The sequence below is a fragment of the Halobacillus sp. SY10 genome, from assembly GCF_045401165.1.
GTDB classification, from domain to species: Bacteria; Bacillota; Bacilli; order Bacillales; family Halobacillaceae; genus Halobacillus; species Halobacillus aidingensis.
In genome coordinates, this window is the sequence record NZ_CP174345.1 from 3,172,490 (window position 1) to 3,190,201 (window position 17,712).

Sequence of the window (17,712 nt, forward strand, 5' to 3'; positions counted from 1 at the left end):
TCATAAACTCCCGCTCCATTCCAAAACCGCTTTTTCCACATTCGCCCAACGCTCTCTATGAAAGGCTACATGATCGTCACGGTTCGTCACCACTTCGACGACGTTTAGCCCTGGACTTTCATAACTTTCTACTAAGGCCCGTTTGTAAGATTCCCAAGTCGTCACTTTTCTGTGTGTGCCTCCATACATCCCGATGACAGGACCTAGATCTAGACCTAAAGGAGTACCAAAGAGCTCTTCAAAGTGATCAGGATGTTTGGATTGAGGCAGATAGGAAAATATGCCTCCTCCATCATTATTAATTACAACGATGGTCAATGGAATCTTCTTATTCTTTGCCATCCAAAGCCCATTCAAGTCATGATAGAAGGAGATATCTCCTAACAATAGCGTTGTATGTTTGCCTGTAGCAGCTGTTCCAATCGCTGTACTGATCACGCCATCGATGCCATTTGCTCCTCGATTCGCCATTAGCTGGACATTTTTTGGTGAAGCCATGAAGAAACTATCGACATCCCTGATCGGCATACTGTTGCCCACAAAGAAGTTGGAATCATCCGGCATCGTGTCTGCCAAATAAGCGACCGCATGCCCTTCATTGAGCGAATACCCAGGTTCAAATAGCATTTCATTTTTCGCTAAAACATTCATCTGCTGCCACGTGGAAAGCCATGAGGTTTCTACGTTCCCATCAGGCATAAAATCGGACAGGCTCTCACACAATTGGACAGGCTCACTCCAAATGAATGTCGCCCCGATGCCTGCCGGCTCACGAAATTCCTGCTGATCATCCACAACATAATGATTGATCTGTTCTTTGTATTCCTGGATCCATTTCAAGTACGCTTTGGATACAGGCATCGCTCCGAACCGTACGATGTAATCAGGCACGATTTGACCCTTAATTGTTTGTGACTTAAGCAGAGCATCGTAATTTTCAATGATATTCCTCTTATCATGGCTTCCTGTACGAAGCTGGGATAAAGGATCAGCAAATACAGGAACTCCGAGACGAGAGGCGAGGTGTGTAACTGCCTCAGCTAAGCGTGAATCCGTTTGTGGACCTACAACCAGTAATCCATTCTCTCCTTGAGCCAGCTGTTCAAATAATGACTTTACCTGATCGTCCGGCATCGCTAAACTTCCTCTCTGAGCTCTTGGAATTGGCTGGACGCTTCCACGCCATGCCTCTTCCAACTGGAAGTCTGGAATTAACGGTTCGCGAAATGGAATATTCAGATGTACAGGACCCTGCCCGGAAATTGCCTCTTCCATCGCTCTTGCCGCCTGTTGCCTCGCATAATGAAAGTTGTTTTCTTCTGGCAACGCTAGATCCTGATACCATTTAACATAACTACCATACATTTGGATTTGATTAATGGCTTGAGGCGCACCGACTTCTCTCAACTCATGCGGCCTGTCAGCGGTCAACACTACGAGAGGTACTCTACTGTAGAAAGCCTCGACAATTGCAGGATAATAGTTCGCAGCTGCCGTTCCAGACGTACAAACGAGTGCTACTGGCTTTTGTTCTTGCTTAGCTATCCCCAAAGCAAAAAAAGCAGCTGAGCGTTCATCAAGGTGAACCCAGTGATTCACCCCGGAATGCTCAGCAAAAGTCATGGCGAGGGGCGTAGACCTCGAACCTGGTGATATGACGACATGTTCGACACCCGAGAACACGAGTTGGTCTACAAAATGAGTCACATATTTCGTTAATGCTTCTACATGTCCCATTCTGATCCTCCCAATACATTCATCATCGGTTTTAGTTTGACCGCCGTTTCTGCATATTCCGCTTCAGGATCGGAATCTTCGACTACTCCACACCCAGCAAACAAAGAAGCTTCCTTTTGCTGAATGAGAGCGGAACGGATCGCTACTGCAAACTCACCGTTATCCTGGGCATCAAACCAACCGATTGGCCCAGCATACCAGCCTCTATTCAACGTTTCATGTGTACGAATGTACTCGACTGAAACTCGCTGCGGCATCCCGCCGAGAGCCGGAGTCGGATGCAGCTTTTCAATCACGTCAAGCAATGTGTAGCCTTGATCCAATACGGCTCTCACTGGTGTGTACAAATGCTGCAGGTTCCGGAGCGGATAAAGGACAGGTCCATTCGGTACTTCTACTTGACTGCTGCATGCTTCTACCGCTTCTTTAATCATTTCCACTACAAATTGATGCTCTTGAAGATTTTTAGGGTCTCCAAGCAATTCTTCCCCCAGCTTGAGATCTTCCTGCTCGGTCCTACCACGAGGGATTGTTCCTGCAAGACACGTAGACACAAGTTCACGGTCTTCCACTTTTGCAAGTCTCTCTGGAGTCGCACCAATAAAGTGATCCCCTTCACTTTCATAACAGAAAATATAGCTGTTTGGCTGAGTATCAGCCAGAGCTTTTAAAACAGCCGCGATCTGCACATCCTCTTTGAACGTGACGCGGAGTTCTCTTGCAAGGACGACTTTCTCCATCAACCCTGCTGTAATATCATCCGTCGCTTTCTTCACCGATTCTTTCCAAGCCTCAGGAGCAACCTCAAAGGTCTGATCAATGACAGGCAGCGAACCGGACACCTCTCCTTCGTTAAGAAGAAGGTCCCGGTGATCTTGTATTTGATGAGCGATCTGCTGCTGATGATCTTCCGGAAAAATCAATGCATTGATGGTTAAATATGTTTCCCCATCCACTTTCGTTAACAGAAAAGCAGGAATCGTCATTTTACTGTCAGGAAAAGATTCCCATGGTGTATCCTCTTTTTGTTCAGGATCGAAACTGAAGCCGCCAAGAGCCACCATTCCTGTTCCTTTTTTATTGTAATCGTCATGCAGCATCGCATTTTCCTGCAGATGCTTCCATAGGGATTGGACTTCACGAAAACGTTGTTTACTTTTTGCATACAATTGACTGGCCTTCCCTATTCCGACCATGGTCAAATCATTTTCAGCACTCTGCCAAAACGAGCGGTGCTGATCAATATGCTGACCCGTTTCAAAAAATTGAAAGGGGTTTTGATCATCTATATGTTCAACTATACTAATAAAAAGAGGTTCCCCAAGATGATGTGCTTTCTGAAGAGCTTCCCCGACCATTTCTTCTATATGAGGGGCCTTCGTATGAAGCATATATATTCCTCCCATTCTTTAAGGGACGTTATCTACTCTCTCCACACACAGCGATTGATGCTTTTGTGTGTATGCATCACTCTCTATTTTATTCTCTTTTTTCTCTTGACTCAAGGAATCTTGCTTTAAAACCAACATTTTCTTACATTCATTGACACTCCGGGAGGGTTTCCCTAAAATTAAACTGTTATCATAACAAGAGTATAATGACAAGGGAGAGAACACCAATGAGCTCTGTTCAAAACCAAAACATAAAAGCTTCCTTGAATGAACGCGAAGGTTTCCAAGTATGGTGGCGTTTGCTTCGCCCACACACACTGACGGCTGCCTTTGTCCCTGTTTTTGTCGGGACAATGCTTGCTGCTATGGAACAAACAATCAACTTCTGGTTATTTGCAGCCATGTTGCTCGCCTCTATCCTCATTCAAGCAGCTACCAATATGTTTAATGAGTATTATGATTACAAGCGAGGCCTGGATAACGAAAATTCAGTCGGGATTGGGGGAACCATTGTCCGTGACGGAATCAATCCGAAGACCGTACTTTCGTTAGCCTATAGTTTCTTTATACTTGCAGGATTACTTGGCGTTTATATTTGCGCATCTTCAAGTTGGTGGATTGCTGTCATCGGTTTGGTTTCCATGCTGTTCGGCTATCTTTACACAGGCGGCCCATTACCGATCGCCTATACACCATTCGGTGAAATAACTGCAGGTTTTTTCATGGGGACCATCATTATCGGGATCAGTTATTTCATACAAACCCTGACTATTACCGCTGAAGTGATTATCGTTTCCGTTCCTGTGGCCATCTTCGTCGGTACCATTTTGTTAGCCAACAATATAAGAGACCGCGTCGGGGATGCCGAAAACGGAAGAAAAACGTTGGCTATACTTTTCGGCCACAAAGGATCTATTGTTTTCATAAGTTCACTTTTTGCAACGGCTTTTATATGGACAGGCGTATTGATCATTTTAGGCACACTACCTTTATGGTCATTAATTACCTTCTTTAGTGTAATAAAAGCAACGAAAGCCATTCAGGGATTTATAGGAAAAACGCAGCCACTGGAAATGATGCCTGCCATGAAAGCGACGGCCCAGACGAACACCATTTACGGTTTTCTTCTAGGACTATCCTTACTATTACACCTTAACTTCCCTCTTTCTTAAATGAGAGAACCAGAAAAAACACATCAAGAGAAACAAAAAAAGGATGGTACCCACCATCCTTTTTTATTATCACTAAAGCTCCCAATTGTGGAAGACTCAGTTTCGAGACTTTTGGTGAGTGCATGGAGCTTCGGGGAATAGCTCGCTTTCCGCGGGAGCGCGGTGAGCCTCCTCGGACTGCGTCCTGTGGGGTCTCACCAAGCACTTTTTCCCACAGGAGTCTCGCCATTCCCCTCCGCCCCTTTGCCATATAAGTATCTCGAAACCACTTCAATAAATAACGATGCTTTCCATATTAGCTTTTAAATCCTAGAATGTATATTCTACATGGAAAGCCTGCTATAGAGCGCTTTAATACTATAGACCAGGAATTGTGAAAGACACTCATCCTCGGCAAAGGGGTTCGTTTCACGCATACATCAAATGGGATGGTTGGGAAGCTGCGAGACTCCCGTGGGAGAAGGAGATAGGCGAGATCCCGCAGGACATAGTCCGAGGAAGCTAGGCGCTCTCCCACAGGAAAGCGAGTTGCTTCCCAGCCATCCCTGACGCTCAACTTAGCAACGAACCCCGGAAACATCTCTAAATTGAGTCTTCTACAATCCTGCCAGATAGTTGAATAAGTCATTTATGATTTTAGTTCGTAACATGAAGGTTTGACCATTTTTACAATGGGAATAATAAAAAAAGGACGGGATAAAAATGAACAAAACTATGATGAAGAATACATTGATGGAAGCACTAGGAATGGAAGTTCTGACGGCAGATCCGACAAAGGTAGAAATTCGCATGCCTGTCGATCACCGTACTCATCAGCCCATGGGGTTCCTCCATGGTGGAGCAAGTGTGGCATTAGCCGAGAGCGCTGCGAGCATCGGAGCATTTTTAAACATTGACCCTGCTAAACAACAAGTTTTCGGTGTAGAAATCAATGCCAATCATATAAAAAGTGCTCGTGATGGATATGTAAAAGGAACAGCAACCCCGGCCCATATCGGAAAAAATACGATGGTATGGGAAATACAAATTGTTAATGAAGCTGATGAATTGGTGTGTTTATCCCGATGCACCGTAGGAGTCGTTCCATTAAAAAAATAACCGATCTGTATAGTCGAAAGGAGTCACTTTTAACATGTTGAATGATAAACAAAAACAGAAATTCAAGGACCGCCTTTTAGAAATGAAAGAAGAAGCGGAAGCGCAAATGAAAGAATACAAAGAAGATCAAGCTAAAGAAGATTACGAAAACGACCGAACCGGTGAAATATCGAGCGTTGCTGATCATCCTGGCGACCAGGGAACAGATCAATTTGAGAGAGCGAAAGAACAAACGTTTTATGAACAGGCGCGAGAAAAATTAATGGAAGTAGAAGATGCTCTAAAGCGTATGGAAGAGGGACGTTATGGTCTGAGTGAGAAGTCAGGTGACCCCATACCAGTCGAGCGTTTGGAAGCCATGCCTACAGCACGTTATAACGTGGAAGAAATTGAAAACGAAAAAAACTAAGCAAATGAAAAGCGAGGGGCATGGGCCCCTCGCTTTCTTTATGCGGCTGACTGGCGTACACTTTTTTGTTCAATCCAGTCCTTCATTTTCACGAATAACATAATAAATAATGATCCAGCAATGGCTCCTTTAATCACATTAAAAGGAAGAATCCCCGCTACGATCGTCATCCATTTCACATCTGTACTCATTGTCTCCCAACCCATAAACCAGCTGTACGCAGGGAGGATAAGGAAATAATTGAGCACACTCATCGTCACTGCCATAAAGACGGAACCAAAAACCAAACCTAAAACGAGTGATTTCATCGTCTTGCCTTTACGATAGATAATGGCAACCGGAACAATGAAAAGGACGCCGGCAAAGAAATTCGCAACGACCCCTATGGGATCAGAAACTCCTGTAAAAATCATATATAAACCATTTTTCAAACCTTCTACCACAATACCTGCGAGTGGTGAAAATAAAATCGCAGCTAGAAGAGCAGGAATGTCACTAACATCCACTTTTAAATAAGGGGGTAAAAAAGGAAGCGGAAATTTCAAGAACATTAACACCATAGATATCGTACCAAGTAACGCTAGAATGACTAATTTTTGCAGTTTTGATGAATGCCCTGTATAAGAGTCCATCATCGATCTCCTCCTTCATCTTTTCATCGATTCACATCCCAGATGAAGGTAAACGGCCTATAAAAACACATAAAAATAACCCTGTAGCATTTAGGGCTAAGGGTAGTCGTGTCCATAGGAAATAGAGGTAGTGTTAAATCTACCACATCCGTTCGACATCTTCTCCCATCCAGACTTTAACTGTCGGTCCCGGACTTTCACCAGGTCCACCGCATGGTCAAACCATACGGGTCACGGACTTGAAGAATCCACGTTCTTCTTACCGTCGGTCGGGAATTGCACCCTGCCCCGAAGATGGAATCGATATGTTATTGTAAATTTATTTTATACAAAACGCTGTGAGATCGCAAGCTTAATGTTTTGTGACTGGTTGTTTTCTATTCTTTAAGGATTATGTTGATATTCACGAATTTATACTGAATCCTCTTATGGCTTTGTCTTAAATTGATCTCCAACTGTGCAAAAGCGGCTTATACATAATTTTTTTATTAATAAAAGACTGCAATCCAATGATGATTGAAGACATCCATTCCTTCTTCTTAAACGAAAGAGATGAAGAAATATCGGAGTTCGCGGCTGAAAACCTCTTGGCATTCTTCCAAAACTCACTAGCCTCTCACTTTTATAATTATGCTGTAAACGACGCGATCACCGTTCTACAAACCCAATATTCTTCGATCGAAGAAGAAGTTAGTACCCTTGAACGCCCCCTGCATCGTTAACAAAAAAAGGAAAATGCTTTAAAAACATTTTCCAAATAGACCCAACTAGTGCAACTTTTATTAAATGAAAAAGGTAACGACTTTTATTGACGATCATTTCAAAGGCAGAACTATTCCCTCTGGTTCATGTTCATTTGTTCTTCAACTTCCCGGTTATCTTCGGAAGGTTCTTCTCCAAGATCTGGCTCTTGTTCATCCCTATCTATGATCGGTTCATCCAAGTCACGCCTCATATCTTCATCACGATCCATACGATTTCTTTGATTGTCTTGATCATAACGTGTGGGTTGATAGTTGACATCTTCCGGCTCATTTTGATTTACGCCAGCACACGCAGATAAAATGGAAGTGAGCAGCACCACCATTACAATTGTTAATTGCCTTTTCATCTCCTCACCTCCTTGATATGTTTACCTTTTACTATTTGCATGCACAGAAAATCCATACACATAAACGGACTAAAAAAACCATTATAATATCCATCATTCGAGGCAGAATAGTCATGTAACTCCTTTCAAACCATTACTTCAAAAGGAATGATTAAAATATGGGTAGAAGAAATTCATGGTTAGCACTAGGAACAGCTGGGGCCATAGGTGCCGCAGCAATGTATGGGATAAATAGAATGAATCGCAATGGTGGAATGCAGCAAGTTGGCCAAAATGTCCAAAATAGCGAAGTGGCTCAAAATTTACAAAACGCTCTCCCAAAAAATAATCAATAACAAAAAGTGGAAGCCATACTTCGTTGGCTTCCACTTTTTATTATTGTCTTCCGTTCAATTTCAACCTCACACCTTCCTTCGCCGGATAGTGGCGAGGAGTGATGAGAATGAAAATAAAAAAAGGCGCATTCTAGCGACTTTTTTTATGCCGATGGAGACTGCATTTTTTCTGTAGCATCTATAAAGAGACGGAGAGTTGAAGAAACAGTGGATACATCGACGAGACCATCTTCACTATCTTTCACCTTATCGAGTTGCATGAGAAGGTATTCATCATATCCATGCAACTGTAGTTGCCCGGCGCAGATCTTCCCTTTCAACGTCATAATTTGTTGATGCAGTGCTTCCCGATCCATGCAGATCACTCCTTAATATAGAAGATTATATCTGCTATTCTTTCCAATTATGCTTTAAATAAACAAAACACCGAGAGAGACCCCTCGGTGCTGAACAGATTAATCTTCTAGCGGATCCAAACTTTCATTTCCTGTCATATTCTTAATCATTTCAACCAATAAGGAGATCTCTTCTTCGATGTCCTTAACGCTTACAGTTTCTACAGGAGAATGCATATAACGGAGTGGCAGTGAAACAAGACTAACCGGAACGCCTTTGCCGGTAAGTCTCATCTTATCAGCATCCGTCCCAGTCATTCTAGGCGTTAGCTCATACTGCACGTCCATTTCAAGAGATTTGGCTGTGCTTTCAAGAAGGTTGTTAATCTTCCTGTTGATCGGGGCTCCTTTTGCAAGTACAGGTCCCCCGTCTAAGCGTACGTCGCCATGTTTATTCTTGTTGACGCCTGGATAATCGGTAGCAAACGTTACATCACATGCAATCGCCATTGTTGGTTCAATGCCGGCCGCAGCGAAATAAGCTCCTCCCATGTTGGTCTCCTCATTGACGGTGCTTGCCGCATAGACCCCTACTTTAATATCTTCTTTAGAAAGCATTCTCAATACTTCCCCTACGATAAATTGTCCTGTGCGGTTATCCAGACCGCGTCCGGCTATGTATCGATCCATCAACAGCTCCGGTTCCCTTTTATAGACAGCAAGATCACCAATTTGAACAAATTGCTCCATCTCTTCTTTCGATTTGGCTCCACAGTCAATAAAAAGATCGTCTAAGCCAAAATCACCTTTCAACCCACCATGATGTTGAGCGTTTACTCCAATGACCCCTGTCAATTCTTTTTCATAGCCAAGGATAGTAACCTTCATTCCTACAGCTGCTTTCGGGTTGATGCCTCCCATTTTGTCAAAATGAAGATAACCTTGATCATCTATACGGTTGATGACGAGCGCAATTTCATCACAGTGCCCGGCTAACAGGATTTTGAATTCCGCTTCAGGATTCAATACAGCGATAGCATTCCCAGCATGATCGGTTTTGATTTCGTCAGCAAATGGACGCATCTCTTTGATCCATCTCTTTTGTATCTCCATTTCCATGCTGGATGGAGAAGGTGTATTAAGCAATTCCATTAAAAAATTCAATCGTTCTTTTTCCATAATCATCCCCCTTTTCTTTTATCATACCAAAAAAGGGGAATACCATTATAATTAGACGCTTATTCTGATCCTAATGAGGGAACATGATTCTGTACGGAGTTTTTAGAGGAGGAATTGGAATGAACTTAGAAAACTGGTTTAACAGAGGAATGACAGCACAGACCTACGTCGATCACATGCAAACACACCAGAAAGACTTCATTTATATATATGAAAACTTCCCGGTCCCCGTTGAAGATCAGCCCATATTCGAAAAAGTACAAAATAAGAAATTACGTGCCATTGTTCTTACAGAGGACTGGTGTGGAGATGCGATGCTGAACTTGCCGATTTTCTTAAAAGTTGCAGAGCATGCACATATCCCCGTCCACTTCCTTATGCGTGATGAAAATTTAGAATTGATGGATCAATATTTGACAAACGGACGGTCAAGATCCATCCCTAAAATCATTTTTTTCGACACCAAAGGAAATGAGGTGGGAACTTGGGGACCACGTGCTCCCGAAATCCAAGCATTTATTGATGATTCATTAGCAAATCTTCCTGATCAAAATGCTGATGATTTTAACGAAAAACGAAAGGAAATGCTTACATTCATTACAAAGGCCTATCGTGATAATCGAGACTTCTGGTCTTGTGTCTATAAAGATTTGAAAGAAAAAATATCATGACCCTGCTTCCAAAAGGATTTCCTTATTATTAAGGAAGTCCTTTTATGTTTGAAGAAAGACCGGAACAGCCATACTGAGGATAAAAAAGGGGCGTATGGCATGCAATCCTTAATCCGCCTATACTTCCAAATGCCGCTGTTTTTGCGGTTATTGACTACAGTATTGTTTACCATGTCATTATTTGGGTTGATCATCCATATCATAGAGCCTGAGAACTTCCCCACTTTCTTTGATGGTCTCTGGTGGGCATTTGTGACAGGCGCCACCGTTGGTTATGGTGATTATGTCCCTTTAAGTGCAACAGGGAAAATCATCGCGATTCTTCTCATTCTATCAGGGGGAGGACTCGTGACCTTCTATATGGCGACACTTTCGGCCTCTACCGTCAAACATGAAACAGACTTATCAGAAGGAAAGGTCCCCTACAAAGGGAGCGACCACTTGATTCTTGTGGGATGGAATGAACGGACCCGTCACTTACTGGACATGTTGGAAGAACAGAACCTTCAAGAAAGAATCGTTCTGATCGACCGGACAATGAACCAATTTTATCAACGTTTATCCAGTGTGCACTTCATTAACGGAAGTGCCACGAACGAAGAAACACTTGAACATGCCAATGTAAGTGAAGCAAGAATGGCGATCATAACCGCTGATCCATCCATGGAAGAAGAACAGTCCGATCAGACGGTTATTCACCAGATTGTCTCGCTGAAAGGGCACCATCCAGGATTGTTCATCATCGCTGAAGTACTAACCGAAAAACAAAAAATCAATGCAGAACGTGCAGGAGCCAATACCATCATTCGTTCTAATGACTTTATGAGCAGCCTCTTTTATCAAGAACTCTATCGCAACGATCCGGTTAAACCATTTGAACTTCTTCTTGACTTGTTGACCGAACGACAATTTCATGAAGAAACAATTAGTGGTGAACTCATTGGAAAACCTATGCTCAAAGCTTTTGAACACTTCCTGAAAGAACATTATCAAATTATCGGCATAAAAAAAGGCGAAGATCTCTCCTTCGACCTTCACCCTGATATTGTATTGGAAGAAGGGGATGTACTTGTTGTTTTTTCACCCCTTCGAAAGTAAGACCTGTTCAACTTGGGCAAGCAACTCTCTTCCCTTATTGATGTGTTCTTCAGGAAAAGATGCGTCTTTATCCACCGGCTCCTGGAACTGATCGAAAATCGCACGAAAGTTCCCTTCTTTCACGTTATCATCAAGACCTGGATTATATTTATGAGAGAGCAGGAACGGTTCTTTCATTTCAATCATGGCATAATCGCCAGGTGCATCTAAAGAGCCTGAGGTTACGACGAACGGAAGACGAATGAATTGGTAACCTACATGATCGTCTATTTTGTAATCAAAATATCCATGCTCATAATCCCAGTTGTCGGAAAGTTTAAAGCCGAGAGCCTTCAGTTCACTCTCCACATCGTTATACGTGTAGACTTGCCCTGTAATTGGTGAAGATAATGGAATCACTGTCATCACTCCTTTATTCCTTACTATGCCCAAACAAAAAAAGCTCAGGTCATCCATTTTCTGGAGGACCTGAGCTTTTCTTCTTATTTCAAGCGTTTTTCAAGTTCTTCTTTTTCTTTTTCGAATCCTGGCTTACCAAGTAGTGCAAACATGTTGACTTTATATGCCTCTACACCTGGCTGGTCGAAAGGATTCACACCCAATAGATAACCACTGATGGCACATGCTTTTTCAAAGAAGTACACGAGATATCCGAACGTATAAGCATCGCGTTTCGGCAGGTGCAAGATTAAGTTCGGCACATCTCCGTCTGTGTGTGCAAGCATTGTTCCAAGGTAGGCTTTTTCATTTACCTCGTCCACTGTAGCTCCCGCGAGGTAATTAAGACCGTCCAAGTTCTGGCTGTCTTCCTCGATCGTAATGTCTGAAGATGGTGTTTCTACATTTAAAACCGTTTCAAACAAATCACGACGCCCTTCCTGTACATATTGTCCAAGAGAGTGCAGATCAGTGGAGAAGTTTGCAGAAGCAGGGAAAATTCCTTTTTGGTCTTTTCCTTCGCTCTCACCAAACAATTGCTTCCACCACTCAGAGAAATATTGAAGGGATGGCTCATAGTTCACAAGCATTTCAATCGTTTTCCCTTTGTTATAAAGGACATTCCTAACGGCAGCATACTGATACGCAGGGTTTTCGGAAAGCTTATCTGTGCTCAACTCACTTTGAGCAGCCTGAGCACCTTTCATCATTTCATCAATGTCGATTCCGCTTGCGGCAATTGGAAGAAGACCAACTGCCGTCAAAACAGAATAACGCCCACCGACATCATCCGGTACGACAAAGGATTCGTAGCCTTGTTCACCAGCCAGTGTCTTAAGGGCCCCTTTTTCTTTGTCAGTTGTTGCATAGATTCGTTTACGCGCTTCTTCTACGCCATACTTCTCTTCAAGGAACTTACGGAAGATACGGAAAGCAATGGCCGGTTCTGTCGTCGTTCCACTCTTAGAGATGACATTGATGGAAACATCTTTGTCTTTAAGTACATCAAAAAGTTCATTCATGTATGGCGCACTGATGCTGTTACCAATGAAGAACACTTGTGGAGTGCTTCGGTCTTCAGAAGACAACTCATTGTAAAAACTGTGATTCAACATTTCAAGCGCAGCACGTGCCCCTAAGTATGATCCACCGATTCCGATGACCAGCAAAACATCAGAGTCTGATTTGATCTTTTCAGCGGATTTTTTAATACGTGCGAATTCCTCTTTATCGTAATCCTCAGGTAAATCCAACCATCCTAAAAAGTCATTTCCTGCTCCTGTTTTTTCGTGCAGGGATTTGTGCGCAAGGGAAACCGCTCCTTGCATGTATTCTAGTTCATGTTCACCAAAGAAAGGCAAAGCTTTTTCGTAATCAAAACGAACATGTGTCATTGATGACCCTCCAAATCGTCATTTTTTGCTTGACCAATTTCACTTTATCGAAACCTTACCTTCAAATCAAGCAAACGCGAAATTGTAAACGGATACATGCGAAACTTTCATACATCTGTAAAAATTATGGAGTAACACTTACCCAATATTAACCAACCAACTCAACAAACGCTCCTTTTAGTTGAAGACTCATTCGAGACTTTTGTTGAGTGGATGGGGCTGCGGGGAATAGCTCGCTTTCCGCGGGAGCGCCATTCCCCGCAGCCCCTTTGCTATATAAGTATCTCGATACCACACCCCGAATAAGCTGCTTTTACTCATTGTAATTGGAGGGGAATAAACTCCCAAGGGCGCTATTCTGCATGTGGTATAGAGCGCTTCATGCTTAAAACACCAGGATAGTAGAGGGTACCCTCCCACAGTAAAGGGGTTCGTATCTCATATTCATCGAATGGGTGGTGGGAAGCTGCGAGAATCCCGTGGGAGAAGGAGATAGGCGAGATCCCTTTAGTGCGTCAGCCCGCCCGAGGAAGCTCGGCACTCCCCCATAGGAAAGCGAGTTGCTTCCCAGCCACCCCTGACGATCAACGCGGCAAGCGAATCCCGAAACATCTCGAAATCGAGCCTTCCGCAATCCCGCAAATCAGCTGAATAAACGTAAAAAATCGGAGGGCACACCCTCCGATTTTTTACATATTTTATTTAGACATCTCCAAGATTTTTTGAACGTCTTCTTCATGCAATTGATTGAAGTTTCCGAATGGTCCTCGTTTCATTGCACGGTCGACGATCACATCGAATTTGTCGTCGCCAATATTGTAATCAGCTAATGTTTCAGGAGCTCCGATTGAACTCCAGAAGGAACGTAGAGCCTTGATGCCCTCTTCGGCAACTTCTTTATCCCCTTTTCCTTCTGGATTGACACCGAACACTTTTGTAGCCAAACGAGCAAATCGTTGTTCGTTGACTTCCAAGTTGTGTTTCATCCAGTTTGGGAATAGAATTGCTAGTCCACCCGCGTGTGGGATGTCATAGACAGCAGATACTGCATGTTCGATATTGTGGCTGGCCCAATCGCCGCGGTAACCCATTTGAAGCATACCATTCAGCGCAACTGTACCCGCATATAGAATCGCTTCTCTATGTTCGAGTGATTCCAGGTCTTCAAGAAGCTTAGGTGCTGTATCAATAACTGCTCTCAGTACACCTTCCACCATCTCATCTTGCACAGGAGACTGTGTTGGGTTATGGAAGTACTGCTCAAACAAGTGTGTCATCATATCAACAATTCCATAGATCGTTTGGTCTTTCGGAACACTTACCGTGTAGGCAGGATCAAGAATAGAGAAAGCCGGATTCGTTAGAGGAGCTGCACCCCATCCGTACTTTTCATTCGTTTCCCAATTCGTTATGACAGCACCTGCATTCATTTCGGACCCTGTAGCTGCTAAGGTCAGTACGGTTCCGAATGGAAGAGCTGATTCAGGCTTCGCTTTTCTTGTAACAAGATCCCATGGAGCTCCGTCGTAATTCGCTCCAGCTGCAATCGTTTTGGTACAATCAATGACACTTCCTCCACCTACAGCAAGAAGGAAATCGATGTTTTCTTCTTTACAGATCTGCACCCCTTTTTCCACAGTGGTCAGTTTAGGGTTGGGTTCTACACCAGATAGTTCCTGGACTTCCACACCCGCTTCGTTCAACTGACTCATCACTTGGTCATAGACACCGTTTTTCTTTATACTTCCTCCACCATATACAATAAGCACTTTTTTAGTGCCGTCCGGTAACTGGGAAGGTAATTGACTAATTTGGTCTTTACCGAAAATTAATTTCGTTGGATTATGAAACGTAAAAGCATCCATAATGAAATTCCCCTTTCTAAACTGAGCGTACGATGATATTATCCCCGAATTCCAAGGTATTCTCAAAAGATATGCAATTCGTATAATATTTTTTTCTGTGTTTAAGCTAATAAAGTATAACAAAAAGGAGGTGTTTTAGATGAATTGGTTAAATCGTGTGGCACTTCTTCTAGTCATTGTTGGAGCAATCAACTGGGGGTTGATTGGTTTATTTCAATACGATCTTGTCGCTGGACTTTTCGGCGGTGGTGAACAAGGAGCATGGCTGTCACGGGTAATCTATACACTTGTCGGTATTAGCGGACTTATCGTCATATCTCTTTATTTTTCACCGGTTGCCGAACATGAGGAATCCGCGGCACCTGATCCGGCGGAATAAACTTAAAAGATGAATCAACATAAAAAAGGACCTGTTCCATGGAACAGGTCCTTTTCAAATCTTTCTTATTTACGGAATTTCTCGCGGTCGTCGGATTGTTTGATCCAATCTTCCAGCTTGTCTTTCAGCGTGTTGAAACCAGCTGTTGATTCTTCTTGCTTAGGTGCTGCTTGCTTACGAGGACGACGTGTTGCTTTTGGAGCTTCTTGCGTCGCACGGATAGAAAGAGAATATTTATTGCTCTTTTCATCGATGTTCAAAATTTTAACTTGTACCTCGTCACCTTCGGAAAGATGCTCGTTGATATCCTTAACGTAGCCGTGAGTTACTTCTGAAATGTGTACAAGTCCTTGAACTTGCTCATCTAGAGCAACGAACGCACCGTATGGCTGAATTCCTGTAACTTTACCTTCTAAAACTTGACCTTCTTGAAACTTATCTGACATGCTATACAACTCCTGATTTAATTATTATTCGCTTCTTTTCACGCAATAAATGATTTTACCATAAAAGAGACCATTTAGCAAAGTAATCTTAAACTTCTCTAAACGTTTGAAATTTCTCCCCCGATAAAGTGGTATAATATAGGAAAGAACAGAGGAGGTATGCTTATGTCCACTGGTAACAATATCCGCAAATACCGCGAGTTGAAAAACTTCACAAAGGAAGAACTGGCTATGAAAGCCAGAATTGGGGTCCATACTCTCGAAAGTTATGAAACTGACGAACGTATTCCTGAATTGGATACAATCCTTAAGATTTCAACTGTCCTTGATATCCCTGCCTCTGAATTATTGGAAAACCATGAGGAAAACTCCTCAGAAATTGATGAAGAGTTACAAACTCTCATACAGGAAATTGGCGTGAAACGTTCAAAACTCCTACTTAAAAAAGCCCGTGACTTCTCAGAACAGGACGTCCTTCGCGCAATGAATCTCCTCTATGATTTAAATCAACAAAAAAATTAAAAAATAGGTTTATAAACTATGAAAGATGGTTATATTAAATAACGTAAGACTTTCTCGTATTCCCCCTGTGTAAGCAGAGCGAACGTTCGCTTTGCTTTTTTTTTGGGCTTTTTTATCAAACACTCACCAATACTTATCACGAAGATACGGCCATTCCTAAGAGATCCTCTTTCCTTAGTTATACAATGTATCTTCGTTCTATTCGTAGAGTCATTGCACACAAACAACATATTTTCATTCAACCGTCCGATTCGGGTAAGATAGATAACAAAATGGAGTATTGGAGGAAAACGCTATGGAACGTTTTGAAGAAGTCGTTTCGAGAAAAGGAACAAGGTCCGTCAAATGGGATATGGTGGAAGATCTTTACCAGGATAAAGAAGTGCTGCCGATGTGGGTCGCTGATATGGACTTCAAGACTCCATCAGCCGTAACGAATGCTTTAAAAGAAAGAGCAGAACACGGAATTTTCGGATACACGATACCTGATGCCAAAGTCAAAGAAAGCATCACTCATTGGCTCGAAAACCGCCACAAATGGAAAATAGATCCAGAGTGGATCACTTATAGCCCTGGAGTTATTCCATCCTTGCATATGATCATTCAATCGCTCACAGAAATCGGGGATCATATCATTATTCAAACTCCGGTCTATCCTCCCTTTTACAGCGTCATCAAAGATCACGGAAGGCATGTGGTGAAAAACCCTCTTCAACTAAACGAAGAGCAATATGAAATTGATTTCGCTGATTTTGAAAAGAAAATCAAAGAAAATGACATTTCTATGTTCATCCTTTGCAATCCTCACAATCCCGTTGGCCGGGTGTGGAAAAAAGAAGAACTGCAAAAAATGATGGACATCTGCTTAAAACACGACGTCAAGGTCGTTGCGGATGAGATTCACGCAGATTTGATCTATAAAGGAAACGTCCACGTCCCTATAGCGAGTTTATCAGAAGAAGCGGCCAAGCAAACCATCACCTGCTTATCACCAACCAAAACGTTCAACTTAGCTGGGCTTCAGGCTTCTTACGTCGTCATTCCTGATGAAACAGACAAGAAGAAAGTGGACCGTTACTTTAAAAACCAGGGAATGTTAATGCTGAACACATTAGGCGTGACAGCCATGGAAGCGGCTTATGAGCATGGTGAAGAATGGTTAATAGAATTAATGGATGTTTTGGAAAATCATCGCGATTACGTCACCCAACAGTTCCATAACGAAACATCTTCGATCCGCGTTTTTCCAGCAGAAGGTACCTACCTTCTATGGTTGGACTGTAGAAAACTAGGGATGGACCAAACAGAGTTGAAGCGCTTTATGCAAAAAGAAGCGAAAGTGGGCTTGAACGATGGTGCTTCCTTCGGTGAAGAAGGAGAAGGATTTATGCGCCTGAACATAGCCGCTCCGAAATCGATCATCGAAGATGGTGTCAACCGTATCATTGAGGCGGTGAAGGCACAAGAGCAATAAAAAAAGGTCTCCCTCAAAGGGAGACT

General features: G+C 42.8%; 20 protein-coding genes and 1 riboswitch. Of the genes, 10 read left to right on the plus strand and 10 right to left on the minus strand.

Translation table 11 applies throughout. The features are described 5' to 3' along the window. Positions 1 to 1,737, minus strand: a complete 1,737-nt coding sequence (gene menD, locus ACJA3J_RS16250) for a 2-succinyl-5-enolpyruvyl-6-hydroxy-3-cyclohexene-1-carboxylic-acid synthase (protein WP_406944613.1) — start codon at positions 1,735 to 1,737, stop codon at positions 1 to 3. Beyond that, positions 1,725 to 3,128, minus strand: coding sequence for an isochorismate synthase MenF (locus ACJA3J_RS16255; RefSeq protein ID WP_089654881.1), 1,404 nt, complete (start codon positions 3,126 to 3,128; stop codon positions 1,725 to 1,727). The genes menD and ACJA3J_RS16255 overlap by 13 nt, the downstream gene beginning before the upstream one ends. Before the next feature lie 227 nt (positions 3,129 to 3,355). Here ACJA3J_RS16255 and ACJA3J_RS16260 point away from each other — a divergent pair, with 227 nt between their 5' ends. From ACJA3J_RS16260 to ACJA3J_RS16270, 3 genes are all read left to right on the plus strand, one after another. Continuing rightward, on the plus strand, positions 3,356 to 4,300 hold the full coding sequence (locus ACJA3J_RS16260; protein ID WP_089654882.1) for a 1,4-dihydroxy-2-naphthoate polyprenyltransferase: 945 nt from the start codon (positions 3,356 to 3,358) through the stop codon (positions 4,298 to 4,300). A gap of 702 nt (positions 4,301 to 5,002) precedes the next feature. Beyond that, positions 5,003 to 5,398 carry a hotdog fold thioesterase gene (locus ACJA3J_RS16265; protein ID WP_089654115.1) on the plus strand — a complete coding sequence of 132 codons (396 nt, stop codon included), beginning with the start codon at positions 5,003 to 5,005 and terminating at the stop codon, positions 5,396 to 5,398. 34 nt (positions 5,399 to 5,432) lie between these two features. Then, a complete protein-coding gene (locus ACJA3J_RS16270; protein ID WP_406944614.1) occupies positions 5,433 to 5,807 on the plus strand; it encodes a hypothetical protein in 375 nt (124 codons plus the stop codon). Between the two features lie 38 nt (positions 5,808 to 5,845). Here ACJA3J_RS16270 and ACJA3J_RS16275 read toward each other — a convergent pair whose 3' ends face one another. Then, entirely contained in the window at positions 5,846 to 6,439 is a 594-nt protein-coding gene (locus ACJA3J_RS16275; RefSeq protein ID WP_406946310.1) for an ECF transporter S component, read from the minus strand. A 153-nt stretch (positions 6,440 to 6,592) separates the two neighbouring features. Then, positions 6,593 to 6,739, minus strand: a riboswitch (FMN riboswitch). A 209-nt stretch (positions 6,740 to 6,948) separates the two neighbouring features. Here ACJA3J_RS16275 and ACJA3J_RS16280 point away from each other — a divergent pair. Then, a complete protein-coding gene (locus ACJA3J_RS16280) occupies positions 6,949 to 7,161 on the plus strand; it encodes a DUF2164 family protein (protein WP_115893557.1) in 213 nt (70 codons plus the stop codon). 110 nt (positions 7,162 to 7,271) lie between these two features. On the opposite strand, the gene ACJA3J_RS16285 is transcribed toward ACJA3J_RS16280, so the two are convergent. Further along, on the minus strand, positions 7,272 to 7,550 hold the full coding sequence (locus ACJA3J_RS16285) for a hypothetical protein (protein ID WP_115824805.1): 279 nt from the start codon (positions 7,548 to 7,550) through the stop codon (positions 7,272 to 7,274). Positions 7,551 to 7,708: 158 nt separating this feature from the next. Between ACJA3J_RS16285 and ACJA3J_RS16290 the strand changes: the two genes are divergently transcribed. Beyond that, positions 7,709 to 7,885 (plus strand): hypothetical protein, encoded by a 177-nt coding sequence (locus tag ACJA3J_RS16290; RefSeq protein WP_406944615.1) that lies wholly within the window; start codon positions 7,709 to 7,711, stop codon positions 7,883 to 7,885. Positions 7,886 to 8,028: 143 nt separating this feature from the next. Here ACJA3J_RS16290 and ACJA3J_RS16295 read toward each other — a convergent pair whose 3' ends face one another. Both ACJA3J_RS16295 and ACJA3J_RS16300 read right to left on the minus strand, forming a co-directional pair. Next, a complete protein-coding gene (locus ACJA3J_RS16295; protein WP_089654121.1) occupies positions 8,029 to 8,241 on the minus strand; it encodes a hypothetical protein in 213 nt (70 codons plus the stop codon). 99 nt (positions 8,242 to 8,340) lie between these two features. After that, positions 8,341 to 9,399 (minus strand): M20/M25/M40 family metallo-hydrolase, encoded by a 1,059-nt coding sequence (locus tag ACJA3J_RS16300; protein ID WP_406944616.1) that lies wholly within the window; start codon positions 9,397 to 9,399, stop codon positions 8,341 to 8,343. A 119-nt stretch (positions 9,400 to 9,518) separates the two neighbouring features. On the opposite strand from ACJA3J_RS16300, the gene ACJA3J_RS16305 reads away from it, so the two are divergent. After that, complete coding sequence (locus ACJA3J_RS16305; RefSeq protein ID WP_406944617.1) at positions 9,519 to 10,070, plus strand: thioredoxin family protein; 552 nt, start codon at positions 9,519 to 9,521, stop codon at positions 10,068 to 10,070. Positions 10,071 to 10,169: 99 nt separating this feature from the next. Next, the gene (locus tag ACJA3J_RS16310) at positions 10,170 to 11,168 is read left to right on the plus strand and encodes a TrkA family potassium uptake protein (RefSeq protein WP_115824823.1); all 999 of its coding nucleotides are present in this window, start codon (positions 10,170 to 10,172) and stop codon (positions 11,166 to 11,168) included. Here the strand turns inward: ACJA3J_RS16310 and ACJA3J_RS16315 are convergent. The 3 genes from ACJA3J_RS16315 to ACJA3J_RS16325 all read right to left on the minus strand — a co-directional run bounded on the left by ACJA3J_RS16315 (position 11,151) and on the right by ACJA3J_RS16325 (position 14,865). Further along, positions 11,151 to 11,567: a YugN-like family protein gene (locus ACJA3J_RS16315; RefSeq protein ID WP_181898550.1), complete on the minus strand. Its 417-nt coding sequence runs from the start codon at positions 11,565 to 11,567 to the stop codon at positions 11,151 to 11,153. The two genes, ACJA3J_RS16310 and ACJA3J_RS16315, sit on opposite strands and share 18 nt — an antisense overlap. Before the next feature lie 83 nt (positions 11,568 to 11,650). Next, positions 11,651 to 13,000, minus strand: a complete 1,350-nt coding sequence (locus ACJA3J_RS16320; RefSeq protein WP_089654125.1) for a glucose-6-phosphate isomerase — start codon at positions 12,998 to 13,000, stop codon at positions 11,651 to 11,653. Between the two features lie 698 nt (positions 13,001 to 13,698). After that, entirely contained in the window at positions 13,699 to 14,865 is a 1,167-nt protein-coding gene (locus ACJA3J_RS16325; protein WP_406944618.1) for an iron-containing alcohol dehydrogenase, read from the minus strand. A gap of 139 nt (positions 14,866 to 15,004) precedes the next feature. Between ACJA3J_RS16325 and ACJA3J_RS16330 the strand changes: the two genes are divergently transcribed. Then, positions 15,005 to 15,244: a DUF378 domain-containing protein gene (locus ACJA3J_RS16330; protein WP_089654127.1), complete on the plus strand. Its 240-nt coding sequence runs from the start codon at positions 15,005 to 15,007 to the stop codon at positions 15,242 to 15,244. Between the two features lie 65 nt (positions 15,245 to 15,309). On the opposite strand, the gene yugI is transcribed toward ACJA3J_RS16330, so the two are convergent. Next, complete coding sequence (gene yugI / locus ACJA3J_RS16335; RefSeq protein WP_089654128.1) at positions 15,310 to 15,690, minus strand: S1 domain-containing post-transcriptional regulator GSP13; 381 nt, start codon at positions 15,688 to 15,690, stop codon at positions 15,310 to 15,312. A 165-nt stretch (positions 15,691 to 15,855) separates the two neighbouring features. On the opposite strand from yugI, the gene ACJA3J_RS16340 reads away from it, so the two are divergent. Both ACJA3J_RS16340 and ACJA3J_RS16345 read left to right on the plus strand, forming a co-directional pair. Continuing rightward, a complete protein-coding gene (locus ACJA3J_RS16340; RefSeq protein WP_115893556.1) occupies positions 15,856 to 16,212 on the plus strand; it encodes a helix-turn-helix domain-containing protein in 357 nt (118 codons plus the stop codon). A 295-nt stretch (positions 16,213 to 16,507) separates the two neighbouring features. After that, positions 16,508 to 17,686, plus strand: a complete 1,179-nt coding sequence (locus ACJA3J_RS16345) for a MalY/PatB family protein (protein WP_406944619.1) — start codon at positions 16,508 to 16,510, stop codon at positions 17,684 to 17,686. Positions 17,687 to 17,712 lie beyond the last annotated feature (26 nt).